Below are 9158 nucleotides of genomic sequence, written 5' to 3' on the forward strand. Positions count from 1 at the left end.
CAGCCGCTCCACTCGCCGAAATGAGCGGTGCGCCAGTGGCTGCGCCGGTTCCCGCCGGCGCTCCCGTTCCGGCAGGCGCCCCAGTACCGGTTGTGCCCGCCGGCGCTCCCGTTCCGGCAGGCGCCCCAGTACCGGTTGTGCCCGCCGGCGCTCCACTGATTGCGCTTGGAGGAGCGGGTGCGCCGGTCCCGGGTGCTGTACTTGCGGGCGGCGTTGGCGGTAAGGGCGCGCCCACCGCTTCGGCGGCGGCAGGCGGCCCGGTATCCGGTCAGCCCATCCTGCCTGGTCCCGTGGAGTAAGGGCGACGACGTGGCGCCCCCGGGTCATACCGGGGGCGTCTTTTTGCGCTCATAAGCTGCCAGCGCTTCGGGATGTAATGCGGAAAGCCCGGTACCACAGCAGCATTTCGCTGTACATGTGACTTGAGGTATGGCATCCGCTGACAGCCGATGGCTGTCGGCTTCGCTACTCCTTGACGACCACCGGGTCGCCAACGTTGACCGTGTTGAAGTACCACTCGGCGTCGGCGGGGCTCAGGCTGATACAGCCGTGGCTGACGTTCTCGCGTCCGAGCGATTGGACGGCCCACGGAGCCGAATGCACGAACAGTCCGCGGCTGCTGATCCGGTCGGCGTAATCCACCGGTGTCTTGTACCCCTCGGGACTGCTGACCGGAACACCGACGCTACTCGAATCCATAATCACAGTACGCTCTTTGGACATCACCGTGTAAACGCCGACAGGTGTCGGGAATTCCGGCCGACCCATCGAGGCCGGCATGACGCCCGGTTCGCCCCAGTGAGGTTGGTGGTGCGGGGCCGGCAGTTGCGTCGACGGTGCGCTCGGAACCCCATCGACGCTCACTGTGAAGGTGTGATCCGAGATGTCGGCGACACCGAGGACGGCAGGTCCGGTTTTGAAATCCGACGACAGGCCGCCTACGGACAACGCTATGGTGCTGTGCGCCGGCCAGTATCGGTCCGGAACCCATTGCACGACATCGTTATCGAGCCATTCGAACTTGCCGGTCATCGAGGGTGTCGATCTGACGTCGACGGCACGCTCGGCCGCGCGCCGGTTGACGACGGGTGCGCGGAACGTGACGACTACGGGATGCGCGACGCCCACGACCTGGCCCGTCGATGGCCGAACCGAAGCGACCGCGAGACTGTCTGCCTGATGAGATGCCGTCAGGCTAACGCCGGACGGTCCGGTGACCACCGACGCTGAGATCCCAACCACCACAACGACAGAACGACAGACCGCCCGCATGCGCCAGCTCCTTCTGGTAGAGGTGCTCTCAATAGCGATCCTACGGGTGTCCGGAATGTTGGAAGTTTAAGGGCGCGTTAGCGATTCGATAAAGCATGGGTCACGTTTTGGCTACGGCCAGCGGAATCCAGACCCGTTAATCGAAAACTGAGCTCAGCGAACGCTTGTTTCACTCGAGGTAGTTTGGCCGGCCAGGGTTGGTTCACCGGCTAACGCGTCGGAATGTGCTGCGGCGAAATGGCCGTGCAGCCCGGTCACCTGTAGCACTCGGTCGAGAAATGCGGGGCGATGGTCGAGATGCAGTCGGACGCCCGACTGAGTGGTCCGGCGATGAAGCAGAAGCAGGCCGGAAAGGGCCGCCGAGTCGAGAAATGTCAGCCCGCTGAAGTCGAGGTGCAGGTCGCTCAGATCGACCTGCTGCGCGAGTAATTGCGATGCCGCCTCGACGACCTCATCGGCACTTTCGTAGTCCAGGTCGCCGGTGACCCGCATGCAGGCCGACCGTCCGGTCTTGGCGAGTGTCACGGAAAAGTTCATGTAATCAATTGGGGGTCGGTCGCCGAACACTTCCTGTCGGCGAGAGCGGACTGGGCCGCAGCCAACAAACACCGGCTGCGGGGAAAGTCATGCAGCTGTGTACCCAGAGGATCGAGCCCCGGAAACAATGTGGCGGCCGGCACACCTTGGGCGATGAAGATCTCGGAGGTCCGGGGGCTCAAGCTGTGAACCGTCCCCGGGTGTGGCCGTCGACGGCACTCAGGTGTGCGCGGCGTGGAGCGGTGATCGCCACGACGGCGATGTCGTCGTGCACCTGCTGACCGATCCACTGGGTGGCCAGCAGCATGACACGCTCTACCACCGATTCGGCGGGCATTCCGGAGCACTCGGCCAGCGCGGCGGCCAGACGCTCCTCGCCGAACATGTAGTCACCCAGCGGGCCACCCCGTGCCTCGGTGACTCCATCGGTGTAGAGCACGCAGGTCTCTCCTGGCGCCAGGTATGTCTCGAACGACTGCGCTTCGATGTTGGGCAACGCGCCGATGAGGGTGCCGCAGGTATCGGCCTGCTCGACCTGCCCGCGGTCGCGCACGATCAGTGGGGGCAGATGGCCCGCGCTGGTCAGCCGCAGGAAGACCCGGCCGTCTCGGTTGGCGACCGACGCCAGTACCAAGGTGGCGAAGCGGCAGTGCTCGGTGGACAACATCGCGCCGTTGAGCAATTCGAGGACTGCGTGATGATCGGTGGCCAAGGGCGTCAAGGCCTGCAGCGTGTTACGGATCTTGCCGGTGAGCATGGCGGCCTCGATGCCCTTGCCGCACACGTCGCCGAGAACGACCAGCGTCTCGCCGTCAGCGGTCGCCGCGGGGTGCACGTCGTAGAAGTCGCCGCCGACGACTTCGTAGTCTTCCGACGCCCGGTAGCCGCCGGCGAATTCGATCCCGTGCATCGGCTGCAGTTGCGGCGGCAGCAAGTCGCGCATCAGTGTGCGGGTGATCGAGGCTTGCTCGGCATACAGTCGGGCGGCCGACAGCGCCACACCAGCCCGCGCCGCGAACAACCGCGCGAGTTCCTCGTCGCTTGTGCTGAACGTGTCCTCCTCGGCGTGCCGCAGCAGCACCAGCGCACCTGCCGACACACCGTGACCAGGCAGTGGCGTGATCATCACCGAACCCACCGGCCGGGTAAAACCCGATGGAATCAGCCAATCCGGCAACGTCGCGGCATCGATCAGCCGCGAGGGAGCTGGCGGGAATTCCCGCAATGCCTCGCTCAACCCGGCCACCGACGTCGGATCGGCATCGACACTGCGCTGCTCCACTGCGCCGGTCGAGTCGCCGTAGAAGATCGGCATCCGCCGGCCCGGGCTAGCGGGCGCGACGACGACGGCGGCGTCGGCGAGATCTCGAGCCGCAAGCTGTGCGGTCGCTTCCCCGCACCGGTCGATATTCAGCGACGCCATCAACACCGACGACGCTTCGAGCAGGAATTCGGCGCGTTCGTGCTCGCGCGTCAGGGCGTGTTGGGCCTCGCGCAGCACCTGACCGGTGTCCTCGACCAGCGACCACGCCACTTCTCCGCTGGGAAGCCTTGCGTGGTGGGCGTCGAACTTGCGCCCGGCGACGGGGCCCGTTGCACTGAACGACTCCCTGTTCTCCGGGGCCGAAGCTGGTTCGACGAGCCGGAGATGCACGGACGACAGCCATCCGACGGCGGTCTCTAACGGAGTGCCCGGCCCTGCCTCGGGCAATAGCGACTGCGCCGACGCGCTCAGAGCCCGGATGGCTCCGGTCTGATCAACGACAAGAGTGGGGCAGGCGACGTAAGTCCACAGCGACTGATGGTCGGTCTCGACCCGAACCGGAGCCGCATCCTGCATACCAAATCGACCTAAAAATTGTCGCGTCTACTTAACTATCTTTAGCGAGGACCCTCCGCATATCGCTTGTCGCTGCGGAAGTCTCAGTTTTGTTACGGCCCGATCTTGATATTCCGGATCTTTCAGCGGGCCGCACTCGCTACGGTCAGAGTACATACGACGGAGGTGTTATGACGGGTCAGATCCCATTGGTCGACTACTTGGTGCTCGATGACGGCGATCCGCACCTCGTCGCTCAGGAATGCACAAACTGCAACGCGCGATTCTTCGATCGGCGCAACGCCTGCGCCAGTTGTTTCGCGTCCGAATTTTCACCCGTTGCAGTTGCGACCGAGGGCACGCTGCGAGCGTTCACCATCGTCACGTTTGCCGCACCCGGCATTCCCACCCCGTTCGTCGCGTCGGTTGTCGACTGCGACGGCACCCAGGTGCGCGCCAATTTGGTCAATGTCGAGCCCGATCCTGAGCACGTTCGTGACGGGATGAAAGTGCGGCTGGCTACTTATTCGATCGGCGCCGACTCGGCGGGCACCGAGGCGATCGGCTTCGGCTTCGAACCCGCAAACTGATGGTCCACTTCACAAAGGAGCAGTCATATGAGCGCCAGCGACGACATCTGGATTCTCGGAATCCGGATGACCAAATTCGGCAAGCACCCCGACAAGGACACCGTTGATCTGGCGGCCGAGGCCGCGATCGGCGCGCTCGCCGACGCCGGCGTGACGATGGCCGACATCGGCGTCATCGCCGCCGGGAACCTGATGGCCGCGAACGCCGGAATCGGACAGCAGCTGCAAAAGCAGATCGGTCAGACCGGCATCCCGGTTTACAACGTCGCCAACGCCTGCGCGACGGGAGCCACCGCGCTTCGGACCGCGATCATGGCCGTCAAGGCAGGTGAGGTGAAGTACGGATTGGCGGTCGGCGTGGAGAAGCTTTCCGGCGCCGGGTTACTCGGCGGCGGCGGCACGAAGAAAAAGGATGCTGATGTCTGGACGCCGCGCGGCCGTTACGGGGCCGTTGCGCCGGTCGACGGGCGAATCGGCACCGAGGCCATGCCGGGTGTGTTCGCCCAGATCGGCACCGAATACGGCCACAAGTACGGTGGCACGAGCTTCGAGTTGTTCGCCAAGATCAGCGAGAAGAACCACGCCCACTCGACGCTGAATCCGCTGGCCGCCTACCAGAAGAAGTTCACCCTCGAGCAGATCATGAACGACGTCATGATCGCCTACCCGAACACCAGGCCGATGTGCTCGGCCAACTGCGACGGTGCCGCGGCCGCGGTCGTGTGCGACGGCGAGACGTTGAAGTCGCTGGCTTTGCAGCAGCGCAAGCGCGCGGTGAAAGTCTCGGCGTCGATCCTGACCACCGATCCCTTCGAGGATGGTTGCCAGGTCTTGCCGAACGTCAACACGCTGACCCGCAATGCCGCTGCGACCGCCTACGAGCAGGCCGGCATCGGCCCGAGCGACCTCGACCTGGTCGAGTTGCACGACTGTTTCGCGACCGCGGAGTTGGTGCACTACGACAACTTGATGCTGTGTGAAAAAGGCGGAGCCGCGGACTTTTTCAACACGGGTGCGACGTGGCGGGACGGCTCGACCCCGGTGAACGTGTCGGGGGGCCTGCAGTCCAAGGGGCATCCCATCGCGGCCACCGGCATCGCCAACATCTGGGAGATCTGCCACCATCTTCGCGGCGAAGCCGGTGATCGGCAGATCGAGAACGCGAAGGTCGGACTGGCCCACGTGATCGGCTTGGGCTCGGCGTGCGGCGTCCACATCCTGGAAAGATCGGCCGCCTAGGCGATTTGGCTTACGTCAGTGGATGCGTGCGCTGCCACCGAGGCCGATCTCCAGGACGCTGCCGGTGATGACGCCTGGGTCGGTGACCAGGTAGAGCACGCCGCGGCTGACGTCCTCGGGCTGCAGCCACGGCTGAGGGATCGGATTGGCCTTCATCATCCGACGCACGAGATCGTCCGGGATGTCTGCGGCGCCGGTGGGTTGCACCATCGGTGTCTGGGTCGTGGTCGGGCAGACGACGTTGACCGTGATTCCTTCTTTCGCGACCTCCAGGGCAACGGACTTCGCCAGGCCGATGACACCCCACTTCGTCGCGTTGTAGGCGGCCAGGTCGGGGATGCCCATCCGGCCGCCCATCGACGAGGTCACGACGATCCTGCCGAACTTCTGCTGCCGCATCACGGGGATGGCTGCGCGCAGGGTGTGAAACGCACCGGTCAGATTGGTGTCGATGAGTTGCTGCCAGACCCCGTCGCTGACCTCGTCCAGTGGCCCGGTGCTGACGACTCCGGCGTTGGCCACCACGATGTCGAGGCTGCCGAGATCGGCGACGGTCTGTGTGACCGCGGCGTTCACCGCGGCCGCATCCCGCACGTCCACGGTCAAGGGCATGCAGCGCCGGCCCAGCTCGTCGACCAGCTTGGCCGTCTCGCGTAGGTCGTCCTCGGTGCCCAACGGGTAGGTCAGGTCCGCCATGGCGGCCGGAGCATCGGCGAGCACGATGTCGGCCCCCTCGGCGGCCAACGCCAACGCGTGTGCACGGCCCTGCCCGCGGGCCCCGCCGGTGATCAGAGCAACGCGTCCATCCAAAGCACCCATAGCGGACGAAGTTACCAGTCGGGTAATCGCTTGCCGCGGGCTTTGTTTCGCAGTGCCCTAGAACAGCGTCGGCAGGATCTCGACCAGGAAGTTGCCGCCGGTAGCGGGTACTCGGATTTTCTCGCCGAATCGCGGCCGCCCATGGCCCGCAACCGTTACGCTCTGCGCCGGGCCTCGGCAGCTCATTGGTCAAAAATTCATTTTCGTGTGGGGTGGGTTGTGAGCGTTCGACGTAGTGCTTTCTTTTTGACGGTCGCGATTGGCGCGATCGGTTTAGGTGCGGCTCCGATGGCTCTGAGCGCGCCGCCGACGTATCTGGCCGGCTGTGGATCGGGCTTCTACAAAAATTCGGATGGAGAGTGCATCCCCGACCCCTCGAAAGCCTCGACAGGAGGGTTGCCCTCGGACGGGACCCCAGGGTTGGTCACCGCTCCCGGTTTCGTCGGAGGCCCTGGCGTCGCCACCGCGCCTAGCTTCAGTGGCGGCGCCCCCGGCGGCCCGCCGCCTGGAGCCACCGCGATGTGCCGAGACGGCGACTACTCGTACAGCACGCATCACTCGGGCACTTGTTCGGGCCACGGCGGCGTAAGGCAGTGGCTCAACAGCTGAGCCATCTCTCGACGCTGGGCCAGCGTGACGCGGCCGTCGAATTGCGATCTGTCGCAGGCATATCGGTCGCCAGAGTAATTGACCGACCGCAGTCACCGAGTGGTGGCGATATGGTGCAGCAAGTCCCTTGCCGCCCCCGCGGGCGGGTTCTGAGCGCCCATCCAGATCGCACGTAGATCGCGTCGCAAGTCCAGATCCGCGACGGGAATGGCGCGTAGGCGACCATGCGTGAGGTCGTCGCTGACGGCCAGTCGGCTTATCACCGCCGGACCGGCACCGGCCAGAACGGCGGCGCGAACCGCTGCTGCAGAAGCGAGTTCGAGTGGATGAGCGGCGCGGGCCGGCTGATGGGCGTCCACGGGCTCATCGGGGCACACGTCGAGCGACGAAGTACTCGTGCCGTCGGGCGTTGTCGACGGTATAGCCGATCGCCCTGGTGACGCCCTCACTGTCGTAGCCCAGCCAACGCTCGGTGCGTTGACGCTCAAATTCGCTCCACGACGCGACGGTGAACCGCTCGAGGAAGATATCGGGCTCTCCGACGCTGTGATACAGCCGCCAACTGTGGCCACCCGTCCGTAACCGCGATCGCCTGACACTGCCCATCGACTGGACGAACTTTTCGTAGTTCTCGGTCGACACCCGGTACCGGACCGTAACCAATACCGGTCCGTCCTGAGGGCATGGATCAAACATGAGCGTCGGCGTCGGCCACGCACTGGAAACCTCCACGTTTATCTTGCCCGTGGAAGCCCGCAATGGCAGCATGGCAACGCTCAGGACAACGACGCCCAGCGCCACCGCCGACCCAAGCAGCGCGACGTTGAGTCCCGCCCGCGTGGCGAGGGCCCCCCAGGCATACGCGCCGATCGCCTGAGATCCGGTGGCGACCAACAGATACACCGACAATCCGCGGGCCCGAACCCAGCGCGGCAACGTCAGCTGGGCCGCTGCGTTCAGCGTGGTCAGCGTGATCAGCCAGGCCATCCCAGCGATCACCAGAAACGGGAGCGCTGCAGCGAACGAAAGCCACGCGACTGCCAGTATTGCCAGACCGTAAGCGGCGGCAGACGCCGCTAGCTGCAGGTTGTCTGACAGTTTCAGCCGTATCAGCCCGGCGATCGCCACAGCGAGTACAGCACCCAAACCCACGGCCGCCACCGCCACGCCATAGCCACTGGCACCCAGGTGCCAACTACGGGCGGCAACCACCGGCAGCAGCGCCAAGAGGGCCGAGGCGGGAAACAGGAAAAGCGCTGCGTGCAAAAGGATCCTGCGAAATATCGGAGCATTGTTGACGAACAGCAGTCCGGTGAGGATGGCCTGGCCGAAGCGTTCTCGTTCGAGTGGCGCGATCTGCTTGGGTCGCTTCCACACCAACAGGGCAACGATGATTCCCGCGAACGAAGCCGCGTTGATCGCGAAGACCGCTGCGGGACCGGCCATTGCCAGGATCACGCCGCCGATCGCCGGTCCGATCGCGCGGGAGGCATTTCCCGAGACGCTGCCCAAGGTCGAGACAGCCGGTATTTGTTCGCGTGGGACCACCTCGGGCTGAATCGCCTGCCAGGCCGGGGCCGCCAGCGCGGAAGCGCAGCCGATGGCCACGGTGAACATCAACAATGCTGTCGGGCTGAGGCGATCGAGGTAGGTGAGCACCGCCAAGGCCAGCGCCACCAGCACCGCATATGTCTGCAGAACGATCAGTAACCGGCGACGGTCGAACAGATCGGCCACCACACCGGCGAACAATGCGAAAAGTAACGTCGGCCCGAGGCTCGCTGTCTGTACCAGTGCGACGATGACGTCACTACTGTGCTTTTCCACCAAAAACCATTGGGCCGCAACGTTTTGCATCCACGTCCCGATGTTGGAGACGAACGACGCGATGAACAGGTTGCGATAAACGGGGTTGTGTAACGGCGCCCACGGCGATGGTTGGTCGGCGTCGGGGTGCTCCTGAATCTGAGTCACCGACGAACTCTAAGGCGTGCGCACGCGGCGCGCCCCACAGATCATCACCCTTGAAGACGATGCGGCATATCTACGTTCCGCATCGGCACGGCGAACACCCGTTGTTAATCGGAATGACCGCCTTCGTTCATATTTGCCAGGCTGGTGTTTACTTTGAATCATATTGCCGTCCCGGAGGATTCGGCGATAGCCTGTGTCTATGACTCAGACCAGCACAATCATCATTGACGGCGGCGGAGCCGGCGGCGGACGCATCCTCGGCGGCGGTACCGGTGGCGGACGCGGCGGCGGGGCTGGCG

General features: G+C 64.7%; 8 protein-coding genes and 2 pseudogenes. 4 read left to right on the top strand and 6 right to left on the bottom strand.

Going from position 1 to position 9158, the window contains the following annotated elements:
* A pseudogene (locus WAN02_RS30315) lies at positions 1 to 299 on the top strand (hypothetical protein); the annotation flags it as partial.
* Positions 300 to 465: 166 nt separating this feature from the next.
* Here the strand turns inward: WAN02_RS30315 and WAN02_RS30320 are convergent.
* The 3 genes from WAN02_RS30320 to WAN02_RS30330 all read right to left on the bottom strand — a co-directional run bounded on the left by WAN02_RS30320 (position 466) and on the right by WAN02_RS30330 (position 3649).
* Positions 466 to 1272, bottom strand: coding sequence for a L,D-transpeptidase (locus tag WAN02_RS30320; RefSeq protein ID WP_422269076.1), 807 nt, complete (start codon positions 1270 to 1272; stop codon positions 466 to 468).
* A gap of 153 nt (positions 1273 to 1425) precedes the next feature.
* Positions 1426 to 1809, bottom strand: coding sequence for an STAS domain-containing protein (locus WAN02_RS30325; RefSeq protein WP_422269077.1), 384 nt, complete (start codon positions 1807 to 1809; stop codon positions 1426 to 1428).
* A 178-nt stretch (positions 1810 to 1987) separates the two neighbouring features.
* Entirely contained in the window at positions 1988 to 3649 is a 1662-nt protein-coding gene (locus WAN02_RS30330) for a PP2C family protein-serine/threonine phosphatase (protein ID WP_422269078.1), read from the bottom strand.
* A gap of 170 nt (positions 3650 to 3819) precedes the next feature.
* On the opposite strand from WAN02_RS30330, the gene WAN02_RS30335 reads away from it, so the two are divergent.
* A complete protein-coding gene (locus WAN02_RS30335; RefSeq protein ID WP_422269079.1) occupies positions 3820 to 4218 on the top strand; it encodes a Zn-ribbon domain-containing OB-fold protein in 399 nt (132 codons plus the stop codon).
* A 27-nt stretch (positions 4219 to 4245) separates the two neighbouring features.
* Positions 4246 to 5457 carry a thiolase family protein gene (locus WAN02_RS30340; RefSeq protein ID WP_422269080.1) on the top strand — a complete coding sequence of 404 codons (1212 nt, stop codon included), beginning with the start codon at positions 4246 to 4248 and terminating at the stop codon, positions 5455 to 5457.
* A 15-nt stretch (positions 5458 to 5472) separates the two neighbouring features.
* Here WAN02_RS30340 and WAN02_RS30345 read toward each other — a convergent pair whose 3' ends face one another.
* Positions 5473 to 6276, bottom strand: a complete 804-nt coding sequence (locus tag WAN02_RS30345; protein ID WP_422269081.1) for a mycofactocin-coupled SDR family oxidoreductase — start codon at positions 6274 to 6276, stop codon at positions 5473 to 5475.
* A 288-nt stretch (positions 6277 to 6564) separates the two neighbouring features.
* Here WAN02_RS30345 and WAN02_RS30350 point away from each other — a divergent pair, with 288 nt between their 5' ends.
* Positions 6565 to 6885 carry a DUF3761 domain-containing protein gene (locus WAN02_RS30350; protein ID WP_422269082.1) on the top strand — a complete coding sequence of 107 codons (321 nt, stop codon included), beginning with the start codon at positions 6565 to 6567 and terminating at the stop codon, positions 6883 to 6885.
* A gap of 92 nt (positions 6886 to 6977) precedes the next feature.
* Here WAN02_RS30350 and WAN02_RS30355 read toward each other — a convergent pair.
* Both WAN02_RS30355 and WAN02_RS30360 read right to left on the bottom strand, forming a co-directional pair.
* Positions 6978 to 7223, bottom strand: a pseudogene (locus WAN02_RS30355) (LysR substrate-binding domain-containing protein); the annotation flags it as partial.
* 25 nt (positions 7224 to 7248) lie between these two features.
* Positions 7249 to 8859: an MFS transporter gene (locus WAN02_RS30360; RefSeq protein ID WP_422269083.1), complete on the bottom strand. Its 1611-nt coding sequence runs from the start codon at positions 8857 to 8859 to the stop codon at positions 7249 to 7251.
* Positions 8860 to 9158 lie beyond the last annotated feature (299 nt).

Source organism: Mycobacterium sp. (assembly GCF_049281135.1).
Lineage (GTDB): Bacteria > Actinomycetota > Actinomycetes > Mycobacteriales > Mycobacteriaceae > Mycobacterium.